General features: G+C 67.0%; 18 protein-coding genes. 13 read left to right on the forward strand and 5 right to left on the reverse strand.

Annotation, left to right across the window (positions count from 1 at the left end; genetic code table 11):
• Positions 1-6 precede the first annotated feature (6 nt).
• From FHU31_RS14690 to FHU31_RS14710, 5 genes are read left to right on the forward strand one after another with little or no spacing between them, the layout of a single operon-like run.
• Positions 7-1470: a condensation domain-containing protein gene (locus tag FHU31_RS14690; RefSeq protein ID WP_167159371.1), complete on the forward strand. Its 1464-nt coding sequence runs from the start codon at positions 7-9 to the stop codon at positions 1468-1470.
• Positions 1471-1499: 29 nt separating this feature from the next.
• Complete coding sequence (locus tag FHU31_RS14695) at positions 1500-2888, forward strand: hypothetical protein (RefSeq protein WP_167159373.1); 1389 nt, start codon at positions 1500-1502, stop codon at positions 2886-2888.
• A 21-nt stretch (positions 2889-2909) separates the two neighbouring features.
• Positions 2910-4253 carry a hypothetical protein gene (locus FHU31_RS14700; protein ID WP_167159375.1) on the forward strand — a complete coding sequence of 448 codons (1344 nt, stop codon included), beginning with the start codon at positions 2910-2912 and terminating at the stop codon, positions 4251-4253.
• A 47-nt stretch (positions 4254-4300) separates the two neighbouring features.
• Positions 4301-6052, forward strand: a complete 1752-nt coding sequence (locus FHU31_RS14705; protein ID WP_167159377.1) for an AMP-binding protein — start codon at positions 4301-4303, stop codon at positions 6050-6052.
• A gap of 14 nt (positions 6053-6066) precedes the next feature.
• Positions 6067-7401 (forward strand): condensation domain-containing protein, encoded by a 1335-nt coding sequence (locus tag FHU31_RS14710; RefSeq protein WP_167159379.1) that lies wholly within the window; start codon positions 6067-6069, stop codon positions 7399-7401.
• Here FHU31_RS14710 and FHU31_RS14715 read toward each other — a convergent pair.
• Genes FHU31_RS14715 through FHU31_RS14725 form a run of 3 tightly spaced genes read right to left on the reverse strand, consistent with a single transcriptional unit; the run spans position 7398 to position 9854 of the window.
• A complete protein-coding gene (locus FHU31_RS14715) occupies positions 7398-8645 on the reverse strand; it encodes a glycosyltransferase (protein ID WP_167159380.1) in 1248 nt (415 codons plus the stop codon). The genes FHU31_RS14710 and FHU31_RS14715 overlap by 4 nt on opposite strands.
• Before the next feature lie 52 nt (positions 8646-8697).
• Positions 8698-9432, reverse strand: a complete 735-nt coding sequence (locus FHU31_RS14720) for a hypothetical protein (protein ID WP_167159382.1) — start codon at positions 9430-9432, stop codon at positions 8698-8700.
• Between the two features lie 44 nt (positions 9433-9476).
• Entirely contained in the window at positions 9477-9854 is a 378-nt protein-coding gene (locus FHU31_RS14725; protein WP_167159384.1) for an XRE family transcriptional regulator, read from the reverse strand.
• A 134-nt stretch (positions 9855-9988) separates the two neighbouring features.
• Here FHU31_RS14725 and FHU31_RS14730 point away from each other — a divergent pair, with 134 nt between their 5' ends.
• Entirely contained in the window at positions 9989-10672 is a 684-nt protein-coding gene (locus FHU31_RS14730) for a hypothetical protein (RefSeq protein ID WP_167159386.1), read from the forward strand.
• A 231-nt stretch (positions 10673-10903) separates the two neighbouring features.
• On the forward strand, positions 10904-14047 hold the full coding sequence (ileS, locus tag FHU31_RS14735) for an isoleucine--tRNA ligase (RefSeq protein ID WP_409371245.1): 3144 nt from the start codon (positions 10904-10906) through the stop codon (positions 14045-14047).
• A gap of 37 nt (positions 14048-14084) precedes the next feature.
• Here ileS and FHU31_RS14740 read toward each other — a convergent pair whose 3' ends face one another.
• Positions 14085-14297 carry an RNA-binding S4 domain-containing protein gene (locus FHU31_RS14740; protein ID WP_167159390.1) on the reverse strand — a complete coding sequence of 71 codons (213 nt, stop codon included), beginning with the start codon at positions 14295-14297 and terminating at the stop codon, positions 14085-14087.
• A gap of 48 nt (positions 14298-14345) precedes the next feature.
• On the opposite strand from FHU31_RS14740, the gene FHU31_RS14745 reads away from it, so the two are divergent.
• From FHU31_RS14745 to FHU31_RS14770, 6 genes are all read left to right on the forward strand, one after another.
• A complete protein-coding gene (locus FHU31_RS14745) occupies positions 14346-15695 on the forward strand; it encodes a DNA polymerase IV (RefSeq protein WP_167159392.1) in 1350 nt (449 codons plus the stop codon).
• Positions 15696-15760: 65 nt separating this feature from the next.
• On the forward strand, positions 15761-16417 hold the full coding sequence (gene lspA, locus FHU31_RS14750) for a signal peptidase II (RefSeq protein WP_167159394.1): 657 nt from the start codon (positions 15761-15763) through the stop codon (positions 16415-16417).
• Positions 16414-17340 carry an RluA family pseudouridine synthase gene (locus tag FHU31_RS14755; RefSeq protein WP_167159396.1) on the forward strand — a complete coding sequence of 309 codons (927 nt, stop codon included), beginning with the start codon at positions 16414-16416 and terminating at the stop codon, positions 17338-17340. The genes lspA and FHU31_RS14755 overlap by 4 nt, the downstream gene beginning before the upstream one ends.
• Positions 17341-17386: 46 nt before the next feature.
• Positions 17387-18280: an EamA family transporter RarD gene (gene rarD / locus FHU31_RS14760; RefSeq protein WP_167159398.1), complete on the forward strand. Its 894-nt coding sequence runs from the start codon at positions 17387-17389 to the stop codon at positions 18278-18280.
• A gap of 84 nt (positions 18281-18364) precedes the next feature.
• Positions 18365-21535: an MMPL/RND family transporter gene (locus FHU31_RS14765; RefSeq protein WP_167159400.1), complete on the forward strand. Its 3171-nt coding sequence runs from the start codon at positions 18365-18367 to the stop codon at positions 21533-21535.
• A gap of 156 nt (positions 21536-21691) precedes the next feature.
• Complete coding sequence (locus tag FHU31_RS14770; protein ID WP_167159402.1) at positions 21692-23326, forward strand: glycosyltransferase family protein; 1635 nt, start codon at positions 21692-21694, stop codon at positions 23324-23326.
• A 12-nt stretch (positions 23327-23338) separates the two neighbouring features.
• On the opposite strand, the gene FHU31_RS14775 is transcribed toward FHU31_RS14770, so the two are convergent.
• Positions 23339-23998 carry a class I SAM-dependent methyltransferase gene (locus FHU31_RS14775; protein WP_208410239.1) on the reverse strand — a complete coding sequence of 220 codons (660 nt, stop codon included), beginning with the start codon at positions 23996-23998 and terminating at the stop codon, positions 23339-23341.
• Positions 23999-24348: the final 350 nt, after the last annotated feature.

Below are 24348 nucleotides of genomic sequence, written 5' to 3' on the forward strand. Positions count from 1 at the left end.
CAATAAGTGGTTGCGATGAAGCCGATACAAGAGTGGATCGGTGAACCAGGTGTGGTGATCTCTTGGCATCCGTCGCGGGCGTCGCTGGCAAAGGTGCGCGAGGCACCGGTCAGCGATGTGCCCACCAGCTATCAGCAGGAACAGCATCTGCTCGCCTATCGCAAGCATCTGGCCGAGGGCACCGATATGGCCCGGCTCATCATCCCGGGCTGGGATGTGCCCGGGCAGTGCGATGTGCGCGCGATGACGCATGTGATCAACGCCTATCTGCGCAGGCATGACACGTTCCACAGTTGGTTCGAGTTCGCCGGCTCCGCTGGAGAGACCGGCGAGATCATCCGGCATACCGTGACCAACCCGCGCGATATCAAGTTCGTGGCCACCGAGCACGGCGAGATGGCGGCCGCGGAATGGCGCGACCACGTGATGTCGACCCCGGACCCCTGGCAGTGGGACTGCTTCCACTTCGGTGTCATCCAGCGGGCCGACCATTTCACCATCTACATCAGCGTCGACCACGTGCACACCGATGCGATGTTCATCGGGTTGGCGTTCGTCGAGATCCACATGATGTACGACGCGCTGGTGCGCGGCGAGGCGCCGTTGCAGCTTCCCGAGGCGGGCAGCTACGCGGAGTACTGCATCGCGCAGCGCCAGTACACCGCCGATCTGACCACCGATTCCGACGAGGTGCGCGGGTGGATCGACTTCCTCGAACTCAACGGCGGCACGCTGCCCGGGTTCTCGCTGCCGCTGGGCGACGCGTCGGTGACGCACTCCGGTGACGTCATCACCCTGCAGCTGCTCGATCAGGACCAGACCGACAAGTTCGAGAAGGCGTGCACCGCGGCCGGTGCGCGGTTCAGCGGCGGCGTGTTCGCCTGCGGCGCCCTGGCGCATGCGGCCCTGACCGGTGAGGACACCTACTCGGTGATCACTCCGACCACCACGCGGCGCACCCAGCTCGACTTCATGACCACGGGCTGGTTCACCGGCCTGGTGCCGATCGCGGTCCCGGTGGACATCACCTCGTTCGGGGATACCGCGCTGGCGGCACAGGCATCGTTCGACGGCGGGATGGATCTGGCGCACGTCCCGTTCGAACGCGTCCTGGAACTGGCTTTCGAAGAAGGGGTCGAGGGGGTTCGTCCGCCGGATCCCGGTACCCCGATGTTGTCGTTCATCGATGTCGGCATGCTGCTGCCGGGCGTCATCGAGCACTTCCAGAGCCTGGGCGGCCGGATCTACAGTGATCCCCGGTCCGCGTACCAGGTCGGCATGTGGGTGAACCGGGGGGAGAAGGAGACGACGGTGACGGTCGCCTTCCCGAACAACTCGATCGCCCGGGAGTCGGTGCTGCGCTACGTCGAGTCGATGCGCGAGGTCTACCTGCGGGTGATCGACGGACTGGTTCCGGTGGAGTCCTTCACCGACACCGATGCGGCCGATCTCGACCTCAAGACCGCCTGACCGCATTTCTTCATGGAGGTGACGGTGCGATGACGCGTGCCACCACAACGCCGGACGCCACGAGCAACCCGGATGCCGCACGACAAGACGATGTGCTCTCGTTCACCGATCAGGTGATGTTCCTGGCTCTGCGCGCCACCGGCGCGGAGTCGGTGGTCCAGGCCAACTGGATCTACGAGCATCCCATCGACTACGACGGCCTGCGTAAGTTCTTCGACGGCATGGGTTATGGGCTGATGGGCCGGCGCATCGAGCCCTCCCCGCTGCCGTTCGGGCGGCACCGCTGGGTGACGGTGCACGGACCGCAGCAGGAGCTGGAGATCGCCGAACCACGTCCGCGTTCCGAACTCAGCGACTGGGTCGACGAACGGACGGCGATGCCGCTGGATCCCGAGCACGGTCCGAGTTGGCATATCGGTGTGCTGCCGATGACCGACGGTTCCACCGCGGTATCGCTGACGGCCTCGCACTGCACCGGTGACGGCAGTGCCGGGGTGCTCGCACTGCTGGAGGCGGCGCACCAGGCCCGGCTGCATCACGGCTGGAACCCGCCCCACGCCCGTACCCGGCGACAGGCCGTCGTCGAGGATCTGCGCGTCACGGTGCGCGGACTGCCCGAACTGGGCCGCACCCTGGTCGCGGCCGCCAAACTCGCCTACGCTCGCCGCCACGAGATCTCCCGGTCCGGCGCGGTGCGGGTGGCGAAGCCGACGGGTCCCGATCACCTGGTGAAGGTGCCTGCGCTTTCGGTGTTCATCCCGACGGCGGAGTGGGACGCGCGCGCGGAAAGTCTTGGTGGAAACAGTTATTCGCTGGTGGCCGGCTTCGCCGCCAAGTTGTCCGAACGGCTGGGCCGGCATCGCGTCGAGGACGGTCTGGTGACGCTCAATGTGCCGCAGGCCGACCGGCAGTTCGGCGACACCCGCGCCAACGCGGTGAAACTGGCCGATATCGTCGTCGACCCGACCAAGGTGACCACCGACCTGTCCCACGCCCGTGCGGCACTGAAGGCGGGCATCACCGCGGCCCGCGAGGTGCCGGACGAGACGTTGCAGCTGCTGCCGCTGGTCCCGTGGGTGCCCAAACGCGCCGTGCACGCGGTGGCCGATGTGGTGTTCGGGTTCTCCGCGGATATGCCGGTGTCATGCTCGAACATGGGCGAGCTGCCCCCCGACGTCGCCCTGGCCGACGGCACCCCGGCCGAATACATGTTCTTCCGCGGCGTGGACCGCACCATCACCCGGCACTCGCTGGAAAAGCGTGGTGGCCTGCTCACCGTGGTGGCCCTGCGCCTCAACGGCACGATCGCGCTCAGCGTCGTCGCCTACAAACCCGGCGCGGAGAACTCCAAGCCGTGGTTGCGTGATGTGATCATCAGCACGCTCGCGGAATTCGGCCTGTCCGGCCCGGTCGAGTAACGGCAGATCCCAGGAGTGCAGATGGACAACCGCCTGGCCCTGTTCGACGAAGGCATGGTCCGGTCGTTGAACGCCACCGGCCGGATGCAGACGATCCAGTGTGTCTGGGTCTACGAGCGCCCCATCGACATGGCGGGCGTGCGGCGCTTCCACCGCAATTTCGGTTACGGCATGGCGGGCCGGCGCATCGAGCGTTCGCCGCTGCCGTTCGGCCGGTACCGGTGGGTGGCCACACCGGGACCGGCGTCCCCGCTGGAGGTCAACGAGACACCGATCCCGCGCGAGGACCTCAACGACTGGATCGATTTCCGGTCCCAGATCCACGTCGACGCCGAGGAGGGCCCGGGTTGGCATATCGCCGTCCAGCCGCTGGACGACGGCTCGACGGCGGTCTGCGTGGTGGGCACGCACTGCCTGGGTGACGGCGTCGGCGCCGCACTGGCGGTGTGGGCGGCCGTGATCGACAACAAGATCGACATCGGTTATCCCGCACCGTATTCCCGCCGCACCGGGCGCGCCATCGCGGCGGACCTGTGGGATACCGTGCGCGAGCTGCCGCAGGCGGCGCGGGCGGCGGCCAAACTGGTCAGGCTCGTCCGCGAAGGCGCCGAGAACGCCCCCGCGCATGCGGGCGGGAGCACACCCGCGCCGCGGAAGAAGCCCACCGGTCCCGACGAGCCCGTCCTGGTGCCGTGGACGTCGGTCTGGATCGACCCCGCGCTCTGGGAGGAGCGGGCCCACGCCCTGGGCGGTAACACTTACGCGCTGCTGGCCGGTTTCGCTGCCCGGTTGGGCGAACGGTTGGATCGCCGCGGCCCCGACGGCAGTGTGACGTTGATGATCGCCAAGGCCGACCGCGGTGACAAGGATTATCGCGCCAACGCGATGTCGCTGACCAACGTCAAGGTCGACCCGACCCCGGTGACCAAGGATCTGACCGCGGTGCGGGCTGTCGTCCGCGAGGCGCTCAAGACCAACGAGGAGACGCCCAATCCGCTCCTGGACGTGCTACCGCTGGTGCCTTTGCTGCCGCGCAAGGCCGTCCGGCTGTTGGCCGACAGCATCGTGGGTGCCAACGACCTGCCCGTCACCTGCTCGAATATCGGTGTCATGCCCGAGGCCCTGGCCTCGGTGGATGGCACCCCGGCGGATTTCACCGTGTTCCGCGGCGTCGATCAGGGACTCACCCGACACTTCCTGGAACTCAGCGGCGGCCAGTTGGTTGTGGTTTCCGTGCTGGTAGGTGGCAAAATCAACATCGGCGTCGAGGCGTACAAGCCCGGTGCCGAAAACTCCAAGGCGCTCCTTCGGGAGCTGGTCGCCGACACCCTGGCCGAATTCGAACTCACCGGCGAGATTCGATAGCACGCCGGCCGTGCTGACTGACAGAGCGTGATGACTGATAGAGGTTTATGCCCATGACACAGAGTTCTCTCGTCGGTGTGCTGCGCGAACGCGCCAGTCTGCAGCCCGATGACCTGGCATACACCTATCTGAACTACGAGATCGATCCCGACGGTGTCGCCATCAGCCTCACCTGGGCCCAGCTGCACCGGCGGGTGCACAGCCTGGCCTGGGAACTTCGCCAGATCGCCGAGATCGGCGAACGCGCCGTCATCGTCGCGCCGCAGGGGCTGGAGTACGTCGTCGCGTTCCTGGCCACGCTGCAGGCCGGTCTGATCGGGGTCCCGCTGTCGGCACCCAAGGTGGGCCGGCACGACGAGCGCATCGCCGCCGTCATCGCGGACTCGGCCCCGGCCCTGCTGCTCACCACGTCGGCCGTCACCGAATCGCTGACCGAATACGCGGTCGCGAGCGAGGACCGCCCGGCACCGGTGATCATCGAGGTCGACAAGCTGGACCTGGACGAGCGGCGCAAGAACCTCAAGTCCCGGGAGGAGTTCCCGGAGACGGCGTACCTCCAGTACACCTCCGGGTCCACCCGCACCCCGGCCGGCGTGATGGTCACCAACGCCAACGTGTCGGCGAACTTCGAGCAGTTCGTGCACGACGAGTTCGCCGCGCACGGCAATGTGGCACCGCCGAACACCACGGTGGCCATCTGGCTGCCCTTCTACCACGACATGGGCCTGCTCTTTGGGATCGGCTATCCCATCCTGGGCGGCTGGCACACCGTGTTCACCACCCCGATGGCGTTCGCGGCCAAGCCCGCCCGCTGGGTCCAGATGATGGCGAGCTACCCGAATGTGCTGACCGCCGGCCCCAACTTCGCCTTCGAGCTGGCCGCCGGCCGCACCACCGATGAGGATATGGCCGGGCTCGACCTCGGCGGCGTCGCAGCGCTGGTCAGCGGTGCCGAGCGGGTGCACGAGGCCACGCTGCGCCGCTTCGCGCAGCGGTTCGCCAAGTTCAACTTCCATCCCGAGGTGCTCAAGCCGTCCTACGGACTGGCCGAGGCCACCCTCTACGTCGCCACCCGCGAGGCCGGCAGCCCGCCCAGTGTCGCCGCGTTCGACGCCGACAAGCTGGCCGCCGGGCACGCCGAGCGCTGCGCGTTGGAGGACGGCACCGCGCTGGTCAGCTACGGCACGGAGACCTCACCGCTGGTGCGCATCGTCGATCCGGAGACCGGTGTCGAATGCCCGGCCGGGATCATCGGTGAGATCTGGACCTACGGCGAGAACAACTGCCTCGGCTACTGGCGCAAGCCGGAGCAGACTGAGCGGGTCTTCAAAGCCGAGATCGTCGGCCCGACCGCGGGTACGCCCGCAGGTCCGTGGCTGCGCACCGGCGACCTCGGGGTCATTTCCGAGGGCGAGCTGTTCATCATCGGCCGGATCAAGGATCTGCTGATCGTGCGCGGCCGCAACCACTACCCGGACGACATCGAGTCCACCATCAGCGAGATCACCGGGGGCCGGGTGGCCGCCTTCTCGGTCGAGGAGGACCGCACCGAGCAGCTGGTCGCGGTGATCGAGATCAAGAAGCGCGAACAGATCGCCGAGGACGAGCTGGCGTTGATCAAGCGCGATGTGGCGACCGCGGTGTCGGAGACACACGGGATCAGCGCCGCCGATCTGGTCTTCGTGCCGAGCGGTTCGATCCCGCTGACCACCAGCGGTAAGGTGCGCCGGTCGTCGTCGGCGGAGTTGTACCGCAATCGCCAGTTCGACCGGCTGGACGACAAAGTGCAGTCGGCCTGAGACCGTCGGGTTTCGTGACAGGGACAGACAACACCCTCGCCTACATCGATCAGACGTCGTTCCACGGACTCCGGGCCCTCGGCCGCGGACCCATCATGCAGTACATCTGGATCTACCGGCGGCCGATCGACATGGCCGGCGTGCGGCGTTTTCACCGCAACCTGGTGGGCACGCTGCTGGGCCGGCGCATCGAGTGCTCGCCGCTGCCGATCGGCAGGCATCGGTGGGTGGCCGAGCCGGAGCCGCCCGGGATCGACACCTACGCCGAGCCCCGGTCCCGCGAGCAGGTGTGGGACTTCGCCGACGAGCACGTGGCCCTGCCGATCGACCCGGCGAGCGGGCCGGGGTGGCGTCTCGGGGTCCAACCCCTGACCGACGGCGGCGCCGCGCTGAGCTTGACGGCGTCGCACTCGGTGGCCGACGGTCAGGGCTTCTCGATGGCCGTCGCCGACGCCGTCAACGGGGTCGTCCTGGATCTCGGCTATCCACCGCCGGGGTCGCGGCCGCGCGGCAGGGCGCTGCGTGAGGACGGCGTGCAGGTGTTGCGGGCGGTGCCGTCGATGGGACGCGCGATCGCGGCCACCGTCGCGGTCGCACGCAGCGAGCGCGCGGATCTGGCGACGTCGTTCCGGACCGCGGCGCAGCCACCGCGCGACGGTGACGACCGCCCGGTGGTGGCGCCGAACGTCACGGCTTTCATCGATATCGATGACTGGGATCGAACCGCGAAAGCCCTTGGTGGAACCAGTAACTCGCTGTTCGCCGGGCTCGCGGCGCGGCTCGGCGCCCGGCGCGGCCGGGTGGCCGCCGACGGGCTGGTCAAACTCTCCTGGCCGGTCAGTGAGCGGCAGCCGGGGGACACCCGCGCCAATGCGCTCATCGCCACGCATATGACCGCCGATCCGGCCGTGGTCACCGCCGACCTCGCGGGTGTCCGCGCGGCCATGAAACAGGCGCTGTCGGAATCTGCCGAGATGTCGGCCCGGTTGATGGGGCCGCTGCCGCTGACGCCGCTCACGCCGAAGGCGTTGGTACGCCGCCTGGAAGCCATGGTGGTGTCGGTGAACAGCCCGATCGGCTGCTCGAACATGGGGGAGCTCGACCCCGCGGTGAACCGGCCCGACGGCACCGACGCGGACTACGTCTCGCTGCGGCTGCTGGAACCGCGGATCACCTCACGCGACCTCAATCAGATGAACGGGTATCTGGGGCTGGTGTCGGGCCGGCTGCACGGACGGGTCTTCGTCGCGGCGGGCGGCTGGACCGTGGGCGGCGACAACTCGCGCGCCGCGATCCGGCACGCGCTGGCCGGCGCCTTGGACGATTTCGGGCTCGCGGCGACGTTCTAGCCGGTCCGGACGGGGCGTGCCGCGTGCTCGATCAGGTCGGCTGCCGAGGCCACGCTCTGCGCCGGCGTGGCCAGACCGGCGGCGAACTCGCGGGCCCGCCGGGCGACGGCCGGATCCAGCACGGTCCGCAGCGCGGCGGTGAGCGACTTCTTGTTCATCGAGGTGAACCGTTGCGAGGTCCCGATTTTCAGCTTGCGCACGGCCCTCGCCCACACCGGCTGATCGGCGGACACCCACAACACCAGGGTGGGCACACCGGCTCGGGCGCCCGCGGCGGTGGTTCCGGCGCCACCGTGGTGCACGACGGCCCGGCAGGCCGGGAACACCGCGGAGTGGTTCACCGCGCCGACCAGCTTGACGTGCTCGGCCGCCGCGATCTCGTCGAGCTCCCAGACGCCGGCGCTGATCAGCGCGCGTTCACCCAGTTCGGCGCAGACCTGGGTGATCATGGCGACCGCGTCGGCGGGGGACTCCACCGGCATGCTGCCGAAGCCGAAGTAGATCGGCGGGGTGCCGGCGTTGATCCAGGAGGTCACCTCCTCGTCGATGGCCGTCTCCAGCCCCAGGGTGATCGCGCCGACCAGGGGACGCGTGCCGCCCCACTCCTGCGCCAGGCCGGGGAAGAAGGTCGGGTCGTAGGCCTGGATCTCCAACGCCCCCGCCTCGACGATGCGCCGCGCCGAGCGGATGTTGGTGGCCGGCAAGCCCAGGGTGCGGCGCTGGGCGTCCTCGGCGGACTTGCCGAGGCGCCACAGGGCCCACTCGCCAACCGCGAAGCTGGGTTTGATGGCCCACGACGGTAGCGGTACCGCCAGCAGGTGGCTGTTGGGCCGGGCCGGGAAGTAGTGCAGGGCCGCCATCGGGATGTCGTAGCGCTCGGCGACGTTGGCGGCCACCTCCTGATAGGTGGTCCCGGTCAGGATGAGGTCGGCATCGGCGGCCAGCTCGGTGAGGGTGGCGTTCATATCCGCCCACCCGTCGGTGTAGTAGGCGATGCCCTCCTTGATGGCGGCCACCGGGTTCTTCAGCTTCCAATAGTTCTGGAACGCGTCGCTTTCCACCTGTTTCTGGGAGTCGACACCATAGGCGACGGCGGGTCCCAGGCCGACCGACTCCACGAAGCCGATGAGATTGGGCGGCACGGCGATCCTGACCTCGTGCCCCCGGTTGCGCAGTTCGCGCGCCACCGCGGCGCAGGGTTCGACGTCGCCGCGCGTGCCGTGGACTGCCACAACGATTCTCATGAGCGGGAAGTCTATTCGGTACCGGCGTCCGCCGGGTCGGCCGATCGGGCGGTCAGCGACTGGCTCTGCTGAACCACTTCGTCTTGACCCGCCAGGAGTGCGCCGAGGTCAGGGCGAAGCCCGCCGCGCACCCACAGGCGAAGATCCAGACCAGCGTGCCGCCATCCCAGATCTGCAAGGGCACGACGTAGGCGGTGACGATCCGGATGGCACAGGCCAGGATGCCGCTCCCCGAGGCGACCAGATAGACATTGGCGATGGCCCGTGACTTGGGGTCTTTGCGCAGCACCAGCAGGGCGCGCACCCCATAGCCGAGCAGGTAGATCAGCATGCCGCAGACCATCAGCCAGTACAGGCTGAGCCAGAAGTCGGTGGGCACCTCGAAGAAGTCGGCGCGGTACACCGTGGCGCCGTTGCTCAGGGAGAAGGCGGCCAGCATCAGCGGGATGCACAGCGTGGCCGGACGCTCGATGTACTGCTTGAAGGAGCTTTGCATGGCGTGGTCGTCCTGCAACCTGCCGACGGCGTTGTAGACGATGGCCGACGCCGCGACGATGTAGCAGTCGTGGCCGATGTAGTCCTCGAGGTTCCACATACCGGTCATCGTGTGCAGCAGTTTGCCCAGGGTTTCCGAGGCCAGCGGCGACATCAGCAGAACCGCCAGGCCCTGTAACGCGATGTTGAGGGTCGCGGCAACTTCCCAGCGGCACGACCAGGTGACGCGACGGATCCACAAGCTCCACGCGATACACGCCAAGGTGATCGCGATGAGGATGGTCAGTTGCATCTTTGTCGCCTTCGAGCTGAATTATTGTCAGCAAATACTACTGGTTAGAGCGGGGGCGCGTCGCTACGCGGCGTGAGTTGGGACAGTCGTGGCGGGCGGGTCTGCTGCCGGGTGCCGACCTCCTCGCGCACCGCTTCCTTCACCGCGGTGACGGTGAACGGCGTCGACTCGATGTAATTCCACACCTCTTGGCGGCTCATGAGCCCGAAACGCACCTGAAGGTCGGGATAACTCAAGGTGAAGCGATCGGCGACGCGGCGAAGTTCCTCGGCGTCGGGGTAGCTGGCCTCTTTGATCCGCCGGTAGTACGTGCTGCTGGAGATACCGAGGGCGTCGTAGATGTCCTTGGCCTCGACATCACCGTCGAGCAGGTAATCGAGCAGCGCTTTGAGTTGTCGACCGTTCTCATCGGTACGTGGCACCCACCTACAATAACGGCATCCCGCTATTGGGCGCCAGCAACCAAACAGCGGACATGAATTCCTTAATTGACACTGGCGTCACACTTTAGGGAGTTGTGTCCCAATTCTGGGACACAGGCCGTAATGTGGTGCCCATGGTTGCTCCGCTATTCCGGAACAGAGTCGAAACCGGCGAATTTTCTCCCTCCGGCATCGGGCTTGCACTCGATGACGTTGCCGCCGATCTGGGTGCCACCGTCATGCTCACCGACTACGACGTCGACGACGCGCCGAAGCCCGATGATCTGCAGCGGGTGCAGGTGCCGTTGTCGGAGGTGCTCAGCGAAGAGCTCGCAGGTGCCAGCCGGCACCTGCGCGTGCCGGCCGAGCAGATCCTGCTGGCCGCGCTGGCCCGCACCGTCCACCGCACGATCGGCAGCGGCGTGGTTGCCGTCGACCTCGTGCGTCAGTCGACGGCCGAGACCACCGTGCACGCCCTCGGCCTGAGCTGCGCGTCGCCTTCCGAGGTCGACGCGACCGGGATGCTGACCGAGGTCCGGGCCGCGATCGCGGGCGCGGCCGCCCGTCACGGCGCACACCCCGAGGCCGAGGTGGCGTTCAGTTACGCCGATCCGGCACCGGCGTGTGAGGTCATCCCCGGCCTCGGCCACGCGCTGAAGCTGCGGGCGTACCGCAGCGGCGACGTGCTCAACCTGGACTGGTGGTACGACACCCGCCGGTTCGAGGAGTACACCATCGTCGAGCTCACCGAGCAGTTCCCGCTGGCGCTCATCGAGATCGCCTCGGAGGCCGTGCCGGCGGCGGTCGACGCCGCCTGACGTAAACTCCTCCCATCGGCATAGATCCGGCCATCACCGGGGAGCCTTCGGAAGAAAAGCCGGTTGCGGCTCGGTAGAACCGAACGGGTGGGCCCGTCATCGCCCGCGAATGAGCGGCACATGTGTGTGGTGTGCAAGCGGGGTGGTACCGCGGCGCTCGCGCACCGGCGCGACGTTCGTCCCCGTGCCTGACATACCTGGCACAGGAGACGACCCCATATGTCCGCCAACGTGGCCACCTACCCGAAGCTCACGGGCGGATCGCCGAACTTCCCGGCACTGGAAACCGATGTGCTGGCGTACTGGGCTGCCGACGGCACGTTCCGCGCCAGTCTGGACGGGCGCGCCGATGCCCCCGAGTACGTCTTCTATGACGGCCCGCCGTTCGCCAACGGCCTGCCGCATTACGGCCACCTGCTCACCGGCTACGTCAAGGACATCGTCCCGCGCTACCGGACCATGCGCGGGTACAAGGTGGAACGCCGCTTCGGCTGGGACACCCACGGTCTGCCCGCCGAGCTCGAGGTGCAGCGCCAACTCGGCATCGCCGACAAGGCGCAGATCGAGGCCATGGGTATCGGCGCCTTCAACGACGCCTGCCGCGCCTCGGTGCTCAAGTACACCGACGAGTGGCGGGCCTACGTCACCCGCCAGGCCCGCTGGGTCGACTTCGACAACGATTACAAGACCCTCGATCCCGGCTTCATGGAGTCGGTGATCTGGGCCTTCAAACAGCTGTGGGACAAGGGCCTGGCCTATGAGGGCAACCGGGTGTTGCCGTACTGCTGGAACGACGAGACCCCGCTGTCCAACCACGAGCTGCGGATGGACGATGACGTCTACCAGAGCAGGCAGGACCCCGCGCTGACGGTCGGGTTCCGGATCGACGACAGCGCCGGCCCCGATCTGGGCGGGTGCTACCTGCTGATCTGGACCACGACACCGTGGACGCTGCCGTCCAACCAGGCCGTCGCCGTCAACCCCGAGGTCACCTACGTCGTCGTCGAGGGACCCGACGGACACCGGTACGTGCTGGCCGAGGCGCGGCTGGGCGCCTACGCGCGCGAACTCGGCGAGGAGCCGGTGGTGGTGGCGACCTACACCGGTGAACAGCTGCTGGGCCTGCGTTACGCGCCGCCGTTCCCGTACTTTCCGGATGCGGTCAATTCGTTCCAGGTGCTCGGAGCGGACTTCGTCAGCACCGAGGACGGCACCGGCCTGGTGCACATGGCGCCCGCCTACGGTGAGGACGACAAGGCCACCGCCGACACCGCCGATATCGTCGCCGTCACCCCGGTGGATTCCAAAGGCCGATTCGACACGACGGTGCCCGACTACGCGGGCCTGCACGTCTTCGAGGCCAACGCGCAGATCATCCGCGACCTCAAGAACGGCACCGGCGCGGCAGCGGTCAACGGCGCGGTGCTGCTGCGCCAGGAGACCTACGACCACTCCTACCCGCACTGCTGGCGCTGCCGCAATCCGCTGATCTACCGGGCGGTGTCGTCCTGGTTCATCAAGGTGACGGAGTTCCGCGACCGCATGGTCGAGCTCAACCAGCAGATCACCTGGTATCCCGAACACGTCAAGGACGGCCAGTTCGGCAAGTGGCTCTCGAACGCCAGGGACTGGTCGGTCTCACGGAACCGGTACTGGGGCAGCCCGATTCCGGTGTGGAAGTCCGACGATCCGGCGTATCCGCGTGTCGATGTGTACGGCAGCCTGGACGAGCTGGAGCGCGACTTCGGCGTGCGCCCGGACAATCTGCACCGGCCCTTCATCGATGAGCTGACCCGGCCCAACCCCGACGATCCGACCGGCCGCTCGACGATGCGCCGCATCGAGGATGTCTTCGACGTGTGGTTCGACTCCGGATCGATGCCGTACGCCCAGGTGCACTACCCGTTCGAGAACAAGGACTGGTTCGAGGGCGGTACCGGGGGAGGCACGGACGCGCACTTCCCCGGCGATTTCATCGTCGAGTACATCGGCCAGACCCGCGGCTGGTTCTACACGATGCACGTGCTGGCCACCGCGCTGTTCGACAAGCCGGCGTTCAAAACCTGTGTGGCACACGGCATCGTGTTGGGCAATGACGGCCAGAAGATGAGCAAGTCGCTGCGCAACTACCCGGACGTGTCCGAGGTGTTCGACCGCGACGGCTCCGACGCCATGCGCTGGTTCCTGATGGCCTCGCCGATCCTGCGCGGCGGCAACCTGATCGTCACCGAACAGGGCATCCGGGAAGGGGTGCGTCAGGTGCAGCTGCCGTTCTGGAACGCCTACTCGTTCCTGACGTTGTACGCACCGCACCGCGGCACCTGGCGCACCGATTCCACCCATGTGCTGGACCGCTACATCCTGGCCAAGCTGGCTGCGCTGCGTGATGACCTCACCGCGTCGTTGGATGGCTGCGATATCTCGGGTGCGTGCGAACAGCTGCGCCAGTTCACCGAGGCGCTGACGAACTGGTATGTGCGGCGGTCACGTCAGAGGTTCTGGGCGGAAGACCCCGCCGCGATCGACACTCTGCACACCGTCCTCGAAGTGACGGGGCGGCTGGCGGCGCCGCTGCTGCCGCTGGTCTCCGAGGTCATCTGGCGGGGCCTGACGGGGGAGCGGTCGGTGCACCTGACCGACTGGCCCGAGGAAGGTCTGCTACCCGCCGACCCGGAACTGGTGGCCGCCATGGATCAGGTCCGTGAGGTGTGTTCGACGGGATCCTCGCTGCGTAAGGCCAAGAAGTTGCGGGTGCGGCTGCCGCTGACGAAACTGACTGTGGCAGTGGAGAATCCGTCTGTTCTGGAGCCCTTCAAAGATCTGATCGCCGATGAGCTGAACGTGAAGGCGGTCGAGCTCACCGACGATATCGACGCCTACGGCCGGTTCGAGCTCGCGGTCAACGCCCGGGTGGCCGGACCGCGGATCGGCAAGGATGTGCAGGCCGCCATCAAGGCCGTCAAGGCAGGCCAGGGCGTGGTCAACGCCGACGGCACGCTCAGCGCCGGCCCCACCACACTGCTGGAAGGCGAGTACACCGCCAAACTGGTGGCCGCCGAACCGGAATGGACCGCGGCGCTGCCCGACGGCGCGGGACTGGTGGTGCTCGACGGCACCGTCACCCCCGAGTTGGAGGCCGAGGGCTGGGCCAAGGACCGGATCCGGGAGCTGCAGGAGCTGCGCAAGTCCACCGGCCTGGAGGTATCCGACCGGATCATGGTGGTGATGGCCGTGCCGGAACAGTTCGCCGACTGGGCGGCCACCCATCGCGATCTGATCGCCGGGGAGATCCTGGCCACCAGCTTCGAGTTCGGTGCGCCGGTGGACGGTACCGAGATCGGCGACGGCGTCACGGTCGCCCTCACCAAGGCCTGATGAAGGCCTGATCAAGGCCTGATCAGCACCGCGCCGTTCAGGGCCGGGCCACGCGGGCGCGGTGCCCGGCGATACTCACCACATCGCCGGGCCGCAGTTGCCTGCCGCGGCGGGTGTCGACCTCGTCGTTGACGGTGACGAGCCCGTCGGCGATGACCGACTTGGCGTCGGCGCCGGTGTCGATCAGCCCGGCGAGTTTGAGGAACTGCCCGAGGCGAATCGTCTCGTCGCGGATGGGCACGTCGTTCATGGGTTGTCAGCGTAACGACGTCGGAGGCTGCACCTAGCATCGACAACTGTGGAGCGCTGGGTCCTGCATCTGGACATGGACGCGTTCTTCGCGTCCGTCGAGCAGCTGACCCGGCCCACTCTGCGTGGGCGCCCGGTACTGGTCGGCGGTCTGGGTGGGCGCGGTGTGGTGGCCGGCGCGAGTTATGAGGCCCGGGTCTTCGGCGCGCGCTCGGCGATGCCGATGCACCAGGCACGCCGGCTGGTCGGCGCCCCGGCGGTGGTGCTGCCGCCGCGTGGTGCGGTGTACGGAGTGGCCAGCGGCCGGGTGTTCGACACCGTGCGGTCGGTGGTGCCGGTGCTGGAACAGCTGTCCTTCGACGAGGCATTCGGCGAGCCGGCCGAACTGGTCGGCGCGGCCGCGAGCGAGGTCGAACGATTCTGCGAAGCCCTGCGCGCCAAGGTGTTGGACCAGACCGGGCTGATTGCCTCGGTCGGGGCGGGCTCGGGTAAGCAGGTCGCCAAGATCGCCTCCGGTCTGGCCAAGCCGGACGGCATCCGGGTCGTCGACCGCAGTGCCGAGCGGCTCCTGCTGGACGGCCTGCCGGTGCGCCGGCTGTGGGGTATCGGCCCGGTCGCCGAGGAGCGGCTCAACCGGCTCGGCATCGAGACCATCGGTGCGTTGGCCGCGCTCAGCGATGGGGAGGTCGCCGACATCCTGGGCGGTACGGTCGGGCCGGCGCTGCACCGGCTGGCCCGCGGGATCGACGATCGCCCCGTCGCCGAACGGGCCGAGGCCAAACAGATCAGCGCCGAGTCGACGTTCGCCGAGGACCTGCGGACGCTGGAGCAGTTGCGCGATGCGACGGTGCCGATCGGTGAACACGCGCATCGGCGGCTGACCAAGGACGGCAGGGGTGCGCGCACCGTCACCGTGAAGCTCAAGAAGTCCGATATGAGCACCTTGACCCGCTCGGCGACGCTGCCGTACGCCACCACCGACGCGGCCACCCTGATCTCGACCGCCCGCCGGCTGCTCCTCGATCCGGTGGAGGTCGGTCCCATTCGGCTGGTCGGGGTGGGCTTTTCCGGGCTGTCCCTGGTGCAGCAGGAATCGTTGTTCCCGGACCTCGACCAGGTTCGTGACGAGGTCGCCGAACACCCGGCAACCCCGGCCACCGTCGCCGCGGCGCCGACCCCCTGGCGGATCGGCGACGATGTGTCGCACCGCCGGTACGGGCACGGCTGGTTGCAGGGGGCGGGCCACGGTGTGATGACGGTCCGGTTCGAGACGCGGGCCAGCGGCTCCGGCGTCGCCCGCACCTTCGCCGAGGACGATGACGAGATCACCCGGGCCGACCCGATCGACAGCCTGGACTGGCAGCCCTACCTGACGAGCCTGCAACAGGGCGCCGAATAGGCGGCCGGGCCGCATTGGACGGGCGCGTTCCCCGCCTCCGCGGCGCCGTTTGGGATGATGGACACGTGACTGACGAAAAAGCGGCTGCACCGGTGGCCCCAGACGGCGGGTCCGGCGCCGACGACCCCGCCGGACCGCGCCCTCGGCGGCGCCTGCGTCTGCTGTTCGTGGTCGCCGGCGTGGTGCTGGCACTCGACATCGTCAGCAAGGTGCTCGCCGTGCACCTGCTGACGCCGGGACAGCCGGTGTCCATCATCGGGGACACCGTGACGTGGACCCTGGTGCGCAACTCCGGTGCGGCGTTCTCCATGGCCACCGGCTACACCTGGGTGCTGACCCTCGTCGCGACGGGTGTGGTGATCGGCATCGTCTGGATGGGCCGCCGGCTGGTCTCGCCGTGGTGGGCTCTGGGCCTGGGAATGATTCTCGGCGGGGCGCTGGGCAATCTGATGGACCGGTTCTTCCGCTCGCCCGGTCCGCTGCGCGGACACGTCGTGGATTTCCTGTCCATCGGGTGGTGGCCGGTGTTCAATGTCGCCGATCCCGCGGTGGTGGGCGGGGCGATCCTGCTCGTGGTGCTGTCGTTGTTCGGCTTCGACTTCGATACCGACGGCCGGCGCCAGCCGGACGGCGCATCCGATCCCGACGGCCGGCGCCGGACGGAGGAACCGGCGAAGGAGTCGGCGCCCGTTGCGGGCGACGACGCGGACTCGCCGGAGTGACGACCAGATCGATGCCGGTGCCCGAGGGCTTGGCGGGAATGCGGGTCGACGCCGGACTGGCGCGGCTGCTCGGGCTGTCCCGCACGGCGGCCGCCGCGATCGCCGAAGAGGGCGGTGTCGAACTCGATGGCCTCGCCGCGGGGAAGTCGGACAAACTGACCGCCGGCGCCTGGTTGGAGGTGCGCATCCCGGATGCGCCCGCGCCGATCGAGAACACGCCCGTCGATATCGAGGGCATGACCATTCTGTACTCCGACGCCGACATCGTCGCCGTCGACAAGCCCGCGGGGGTGGCCGCCCACGCGTCCGTCGGCTGGACCGGTCCGACAGTGCTCGGTGGGCTGGCGGCGGCGGGTTACCGCATCACCACCTCGGGTGTGCACGAACGCCAGGGCATCGTGCACCGGCTGGACGCCGGTACCTCCGGCGTCATGGTGGTGGCCATCTCGGAACGGGCGTACACCCTGCTCAAACGTGCTTTCAAAGAACGCACCGTGGACAAGCGCTACCACGCCCTGGTCCAGGGGCATCCCGATCCGTCCAGCGGGACCATCGACGCGCCGATCGGCAGGCACCGCGGCCACGACTGGAAGTTCGCGGTCACCGAGCAGGGACGGCACAGCGTCACCCATTACGACACGGTGGAGGCTCATGTCGCGGCGAGCCTGCTGGATGTGCACCTGGAGACCGGCCGCACGCACCAGATCCGGGTGCATTTCTCGGCGCTGCACCATCCGTGCTGCGGCGACCTGACCTATGGGGCCGACCCGAAGCTGGCCAAGAAACTGGGCCTGGAGCGTCAGTGGTTACACGCGCGGTCGCTGGCCTTCGCCCATCCCGCCGACGGCAGGTGGATAGAGATCACCAGCCCTTATCCGGCTGATCTGCAGCACGCGCTGGACGTGTTGCGTCACGAGCACTGAGGTGGCCGGGAGGCGATCCGGAGGGCAGGAGCGAAGCGACCCGGGAATGCGATCCGGATTGCTTTTCGGCGCGGGGGCCTACGGAATGTGGGGTCTGTTCCCCGCCTTCTTCCCGCTGCTCAAGCCCGCGGGCGCGGCCGAGATCCTCGCGCATCGCATCGTGTGGAGCCTCATCCTGCTGGCCGTGGTGATCGTGCTGGTCGGGCGGCTCGGCGAGTTGCGCACGATGTCTCGACGCACCTGGTTGTTACTGACCTGCGCGTCGGCGCTGATCGCCGCGAACTGGGCCATCTACGTGTACGCGGTGAACAACGGTCACGTCGTCGACGCAGCCCTGGGGTATTTCATCAACCCGTTGGTGACGGTGGCGCTCGGGGTGCTGATCTTCCGGGAACGGCTCAACCGCGCCCAGCTGGTGGCGCTGGCGATCACGGTGGTGGCGGTCGTGGTGCTCACCGTCGAGATCGGGTCCCTGCCCTATATCGGGTTGGGGCTGGCGCTGTCCTTCGCGTTGTACGGTGCGGTGAAGAAGACGGTCGACGCCGATCCCAGGATCAGCGTCGGTGTGGAGGCGGGGCTGGCCGCACCGTTTGCTGTGGGTTATCTGCTGATGCTTCAGTCGGCCGGTACGGGTACCTTCCTCGGGCACGGAGCGACGCACGTCGCGCTGTTGATGTGCTCCGGTGCCCTCACAGCAATCCCATTGTTGTTGTTCGCTGCTGCCGCCCAACGCCTGCCGATGGTGACGATGGGACTGCTGTTCTACCTGACGCCCGTCATGCAAATGTCGTGGGGTGTGCTGGTCGGACACGAGGCGATGCCGCCCGCGCGCTGGCTCGGATTTGCACTCATCTGGGTCGCGCTGGCGGTGTTCAGCGTCGATGCTGTACTCCGTGCGCGGTCAGCGCGTCGGTCGCTTGCTTCGGAGGGCAATGTATAAACAACCTGAGAAGATTGCTGGGCGGCGCTCGGTTTCGCACCGGCGTCGCCGACTCAGCTGCGTAAACCTGTAGCCTGGTCCGCAATGTTCAAACGTCCCAAGGTGAGCGCGCACGCCTTTTTGGCGGCCAGTGGCCGACTGATCGTCAGTCACCCGCTGCTCGTGATCGCCACGTGGGTGGTCATCGCCGGCGCCTTGTTCGCTGCGCTACCCCCGCTGGCGACCGTTGCCGCTCAGCATCCGCCGGATTTCTGGCCCAAGGATGCCCCTGTGCTGGTCGCCGGCAAACAGATGAAGGACGCGTTCAACGAGGCCGGCGCGAGCAACATGGTGGCCGTTGTGCTCGTCGACGAAAACGGGTTGTCCGCCGAGGACGAGGCCACCTACCGCCAGCTGGTCGAAAGACTGCGGGCGAAGACCGACATCGTGATCGGCACCCAGGATTTCGTCCACATCCCCGAGCTGAAGCCGGCGATGACCAGTAAAGACGGCAAGGCGTGGAACCTGCCGGTCAGCCTGAACGGCACCATGGGTACCGGCAAGGGGCAGCAGGCGTACCGGGACGCCATGAAGATCGTCAACGACACCACGGCGGGCACCACGCTGACACCGAGTGTCGTCGGTGCCGCGGCGACCATGCAGGACGTCACCGGGATCGCGATCCGCGACCAGCACATCATCGAGCTGTCCACCGTCATCACGGTGCTGCTCATCCTGATCATCGTCTACCGCAACATCGTCGCGATGGTCATCCCGCTGCTGACCATCGGCATCTCGTTGGCCACCGCGCAGCAGGTGGTCGCCGGGCTGGGTTTGATCGGCCTCGGCCTGGGGCCGCAGACCATCATGCTCATCACCGGCATGATGATCGGCGCGGGTATCGACTACGCCGTCTTCCTGTTCAGTCGATATCAGGAGTATCTGCGCGGGGGAATGGAGTCGGACAAGGCGGTGGTCGCCGCGCTGGTGTCCATCGGGGAGGTGATCGCCGGCTCGGCGGGCACGGTCGCGCTCACCTTCATGTCCCTGATGTTCACCCAGCTGGCCGTCTTCTCCACGATCGGGCCGGCGCTCGCGGTGACGATCTTCGTCGGGTTCCTGGCGTCGGTGACCTTGCTGCCGGCGTTCATCGTGCTGGCGGGCCGGCGGGGCTGGGTCAACCCGCGCAAGGACATCACCGGCCGGTTCTGGCGGCTGTCCGGCGTGAACATCGTGCGGCGCCCATGGCTCAACCTGATCTGCAGCCTCACGGTGCTGGTGGCGTTGGCCAGCTGCGCGCTGCTGGTCAACTTCAACTTCGACGATCGCAAGAACCTGCCGGTGAAGTCGGCGAGCAACGACGCCTACGAGACGATGAACGCGCACTTCCCGGTCAGCAACTCGATGCAGCAGTTCATCGTGATCCACTCCGATACACAGGATCTGCGGTCACCACGCGCGCTGGCCGATATGGAACAGATGGCTGCGCGGGTGGCTCAGCTGCCGAATATCGCGGCGGTCCGCGGCATCACCCGGCCCAACGGCGAGATGCTGACCGAGGCGCGGGCCACCCATCAGGCCGGTGAGGTCGGCGAGAAGATGGAAGAGGCCACCAATCTCATCTCGCAGAACGACGGCAACCTGACCGCCCTGACCGATGGCTCGCGTCAGCTCGCCGACGCACTCGCCAAACTCAGGGACCAGGTGCTGCAGTCGGCGGGTCCGCTGACCACGCTGTTGAATGCGCTGGTCGAGATCGACAAGAACTATGGCGGCACCGGGACGATCAAGCGGGCCAGCGCCAGCGCCCAGGTGGTGGACGGGCTGCACAACCTCGGCAAGACGCTCGGTGTCGGCATGGAGGGCGTCATCACCAACGTGGTCTGGCTGCAGCCGACCTTGCAGGTGCTCAACTCGGTGCCGTGGTGCTCGATCGACCCGGCCTGCCGCGCCGTGCGCACCGACCTGACCAGCCTGCTCAACGCATACCAAGACGGCACCATGGACCAGCTCAGGCTCGCGGCGAGGCAGCTCGAGACCACCGACGAAGCCTCCCTACACGATCAGTTGGCCGGTATCGACTCCAGTCTGAACACGGCGCTCACCGCGGCCGACGAGTTGAAGGCGAGCGATCCGGAGGCGCTGAAGGCCCAGCTGGAGACACTGGTCAAGGGCGCGAACCTGCTCGCCGAGTCCAGCGACAAGCTGGCCCAGGGCGTGAAGGTGCTGGTGGATCAGACCCGGCAGATGGGTGGCGGTCTGGGGCAGGCGTCGGACTTCCTGCTGGCGATGAAGCGTGACGCGGCGGACCCGTCGATGTCGGGCTTCTACATTCCGCCGCAGATCCTCACCCGGCCGGAGTTCGAGAAGGCGGCGAAGCTGTTCATCTCACCGGACGGCCACACGGCGCGCTACCTGGTGCAGACCGCGCTCGACCCGTTCGGCACAAAGGCCATGGACCAGATCGAGGACATCATCGGGGCGGCCGAAAGTGCCCGCCCCAACACGACTTTGGCCGATGCGAAAGTCACGATGGTCGGGTTCACCCGGGGCCAGAACGATATCCGCAACTACTACAACTCCGATATCCGCTACATCGTCCTGGTGACGCTGATCGTGGTGTTCTTCATTCTGGTGGTACTGCTGCGGGCCATCCTGGCGCCGCTCTACCTGGTCGTCACCGTGGTGTTGTCGTACATGTCGGCTCTGGGCATCACCGTCATCGTCTTCCAATTCATCTTGAAACAGCCGATTTTCTGGAACACCCCGGGCGTGACGTTCCTGGTGCTGGTGGCGGTGGGTGCCGACTACAACCTGTTGTTGATCTCCCGGATCCGGGAGGAGGCGCACCGAGGAATCCGGGCGGCCGTCATCCGCACGGTCGGTGCCACCGGCGGTGTCATCACCTCGGCAGGCCTGATCTTCGCGGCATCCATGCTGGCGCTGACCGTCAGCAGTATCGCGGCCATCGTGCAGACCGGTTTCATTATCGGTATCGGCCTGTTGCTCGACACCTTCCTGGTCCGCACCATCACCGTGCCCGCGATCGCGGTCCTGTTGGGTGACAAGAACTGGTGGCCGTCGGCGCCGCCCACCAAGAAGGTTTCGTTGAAGCGGCGGGCCGCCGTACCGGTGCCCGCGTACGCGGGTGCGGGAGGTCCGGGCAGTCGCGATGGCGATTGGCTCGACGACTTCGACGGGGACGATGCCGACACCGACTTCGGCCAGGCCACCGCCAATGCCTCGATGGTGACCAGGGCCTGGCGTATCCAGTAATACTGGTAATTCACAGGTTCGGCAGTTTCGCTTGCAGAGGTGCGGAACGCATGAGATTGTGGTGCCGTTGGTCGCCGACGAGCTGTCATATCTCGTAGCGGAGCGCTGTGATTGCCGTCTGCATGAGGGGACGGGGACGGTGACATTCTCGCTTCTGTGGATCGGCGCCGCCGTGCTCTGGGGACGGAATTACATTTCCGATTTCTCCAGATCTCCACGCACCGTGGTGTTTTCGTCACTCTGGGGGTCGGAATCGGTGCGCTCCTGGTCATCCGCGGCCTGCACTCGAGTTTCCTGTCCCACGACGACGGCATCACCATGCTCGGCGTCACGTGCAATCAGGGTCGCTATGCCGGTGGCACTCCCACCCAGCAATGGGGGCCGGCCGGGGTGTGGCAGGACTACTGGCGACTCCGATATCCGGGTTGCTTTGACCAGATCCGTTCGGACATGGCCAATTTCGACATCCATCCGCCGCTCTACTTCTGGGCGTTGCACCTTTGGTTCAGTGCGTTCGGTGTCTCGCTTCCCAACGCGCTGACGCTGAACCTGGTGTTCATCGGGGTGACTGCCGTCCTCATCATCGCCACCTGCCGCGTGCTGTCGGTGCCGGCGCCGGTGATCTTCGCTGTGGTGCCGACATGGGCGCTGACCATGTCGACCCGTGCGGCGGACGTGGCCGTCCGTCAGTACGCGCTGCTCGGATTGTTCACCGCGCTGCTGTTGTTTCTGACGGTACTGTGGTTGCAGCACAATCGATTTGGCTATCTGGTTGCGATGGCGCCGGTCGTGGCGGCGGGCGTTCTGACGCAGTTCTTGTTCGTGGTGCCCGCCGGGATGGTGTTCCTGGCGATCGGCACCACGCTGGTCACCGGTCGCAGGTACGGGGAACTGGCAGCGCTCGTCGCGTCCTATGCGGCGGCCGGGGCCGCGTTCATGGCCGCCGCCCCGGGCTTCATCGAGTCGGTGCACCGAGGTGGTGCGCAGGCCCAGCCGTTCACCTGGGGCGCCCTGCCGCTGCGCGCTGCCGCATCGGTCGCCGCCCTCGTCGAGACGTTCCTGCCGCTGGATCCCACCTATCAGGCCGATGCGGTGTCGGTCGCCGGATGGTTGACGACGGCCGCGGTGGTGATCCCGATCCTGGTCATGGTCGCGCGGTGGTGGTGGCGAAACCGGCACGACCACCACGGCATCGCACTCAGCGGCGAGTCGGTTGCGCTACTCGTGTTCGTCGGTTCCTGGCTCACGATGGTCGCCTTGTTCCTGACCTTCGTCGACCCGCAGCACACCATGCGTCCCCTCTATCTGGACTTCCTCACCCCGTTCCTGGCCGTCGGCGTGGCGGTCGCTGCGCAGCGGTCCGACGCCGTCATCCGCACGATCTCCGCGTTGTTCGTCTTTCAGCTCGTCGGCGTGACGATCGCCACCGCAGCGTTCGTGTATCAGCAGAACCGTGGCGAGCGTCTGGTGCCCGGCGCCAATGCCGCGATCGTCCTCGACTCGGACCGGCGCGGGGTCGTTCCGGCCACCCTCTGGCCGGTGGCGGCGTCGGCGCAGATCTACGCGGCGAGCCAGGACCAGCTGCTCGCCCGCTTCCCGGACTTGTCCGGTGCCGCGACACGAGAGCTCTACTACGTCAGCAAAGTGATGCTCGGCGATACGTACGGCAATACGCTCGGCAAGCGCAAGACCCTCCTGAAGGAATTCGCCGATCGCGGCTACGTCGTCCACTTCCTGGGGACCAGCGCCGCCATGGGCGACACCGAGGTGTACCGGCTCACCCGGGGCTGACCGGTCGGTCGCCTACACCGACCGGGTGAACACGAAGAAGTCGCAGAAGCTCGTGTTGTCCGGATCGTCCTCGGAGTACGGATAGGGATTCTGCACCCGTTCGACGAAGTCGAAATCGGGCTGATGTTCCTTGACCCACTGGGTGAAGTTGCGGTGCCGAACATGGGGTGACGACCAGGCCCGGTCTTCGTCGCTGGCGTACACCACGACGAATCGTGTTGCTGCACTGAAAAGCCGAGACATGTAGGTGTCGAAAACGGCGTCTTCGACCAAGTGGTAGATGACGTCCAGGGACAACGACAATTCGGCCCGGTGCCGGTCGGTGACCTCACTGGTGTGCAGGAAGCGGATCGACGGTTTGTCGGCGAACCTGCGTCCGGTGGCCGCCAGTGCCGTCTCGGACACATCGACACCGACGTAATCGGGATACGTCGCCAGGGCCAGCTGTGAGCCGTCTCCGGACCCGAACTCGATCACCGTCGAAATGTGGTTGACGGCTACGAAATCGTTCAGGAATGTCGCCTTGAAACGGGCGAGCCGGTCGTATGACCCCGCGCCCGAATTTCCGCCGTGGCGATAACGCATCTCCCAGTAGTCCTGTGAGGTGCGGAAGTGCCGCGCACCCCACAGATTCCATTTCAGTTGATCGATTCGCTGACCGATTCCGGGCATGCGGTGCTCCTCACTGGTGTCTGGACGTTCGGTGCGTCATTGCCCACCCCTGGTGATCAATCTCACTGACGACCCGCGGACCCTAGCAACCAAAAGTTGGTTCTACCAGGACGTTCTTGGCTCAGCGGGGGTCTGATCGCCATCCAGCCAACGCGTGCGGCTTTGCCGCGCGGAGGCCGCTGCGGCACTACCTGTTGGTGGGGGTGCGTAATGTGGCTGATATCACATTTGCGGTAATTACCTCCGCATCGGGAGATATCCGCACGCGGTGTGCGGTGCCGTCGTGTGATGTACTGAGCGTCGAACCAGCGCGCTGCGCGTGCTGCGAAATAGTCGACCGATGGCCCCTT

This window comes from Mycolicibacterium fluoranthenivorans (assembly GCF_011758805.1).
GTDB classification, from domain to species: domain Bacteria; phylum Actinomycetota; class Actinomycetes; order Mycobacteriales; family Mycobacteriaceae; genus Mycobacterium; species Mycobacterium fluoranthenivorans.

Bases quoted from the DNA above. Each gene is read 5' to 3' on its own strand.
- FHU31_RS14695 (WP_167159373.1), top strand. From the start codon at position 1,500: ATGACGCGTGCCACCACAACGCCGGACGCCACGAGCAACCCGGATGCC.
- FHU31_RS14700 (WP_167159375.1), top strand. From the start codon at position 2,910: ATGGACAACCGCCTGGCCCTGTTCGACGAAGGCATGGTCCGGTCGTTG.
- FHU31_RS14705 (WP_167159377.1), top strand. From the start codon at position 4,301: ATGCCCATGACACAGAGTTCTCTCGTCGGTGTGCTGCGCGAACGCGCC.
- FHU31_RS14715 (WP_167159380.1), bottom strand. From the start codon at position 8,645: ATGAGAATCGTTGTGGCAGTCCACGGCACGCGCGGCGACGTCGAACCC.
- FHU31_RS14720 (WP_167159382.1), bottom strand. From the start codon at position 9,432: ATGCAACTGACCATCCTCATCGCGATCACCTTGGCGTGTATCGCGTGG.
- FHU31_RS14730 (WP_167159386.1), top strand. From the start codon at position 9,989: ATGGTTGCTCCGCTATTCCGGAACAGAGTCGAAACCGGCGAATTTTCT.
- FHU31_RS14740 (WP_167159390.1), bottom strand. From the start codon at position 14,297: ATGAACGACGTGCCCATCCGCGACGAGACGATTCGCCTCGGGCAGTTC.
- rarD (WP_167159398.1), top strand. From the start codon at position 17,387: ATGCGATCCGGATTGCTTTTCGGCGCGGGGGCCTACGGAATGTGGGGT.
- FHU31_RS14765 (WP_167159400.1), top strand. From the start codon at position 18,365: ATGTTCAAACGTCCCAAGGTGAGCGCGCACGCCTTTTTGGCGGCCAGT.
- FHU31_RS14775 (WP_208410239.1), bottom strand. From the start codon at position 23,998: ATGCCCGGAATCGGTCAGCGAATCGATCAACTGAAATGGAATCTGTGG.